Annotated in this window: 1 protein-coding gene; it reads left to right on the forward strand. The window is 30.7% G+C overall.

The annotated features are described in order from the left end of the window. Positions 1-81: 81 nt before the first annotated feature. The coding region (locus tag AC4AGG_RS16865) for a hypothetical protein (protein ID WP_489773178.1) at positions 82-336 on the forward strand (255 nt) is incomplete at its 3' end.

Consider the following 336-nt stretch of genomic DNA (forward strand, 5'->3'; position numbering starts at 1 on the left):
AATACTTTTTCGTTGGCAGAAATGGTCTAAACACACCGCAAAGCCAACGAAAGAAAATGTCAAACTAAAAACACAAAATCTATGACAAACAGAAAAACCATTTATCTTTGGGGATTATTGCTGCTTTTTCTCGGGATTATCAATTCCTGTCGAAATGATTTTCTTCAAGAACAACAAGCAAAGAATGAACTTAATAATGTAGAATTAAAATCCAAGTTCATTTCTCTTAACCAAAGTAAACACAAAGAAAAACTGCTACCAGAATTAAAATCTGTAAAAACCGAATTAGCAAAATCTTCAAAAAATTTGTTTGCAAAAATGGTCAATTTTGGAGAT

The sequence above is a fragment of the Chryseobacterium sp. CG10_8 genome (assembly GCF_058117085.1).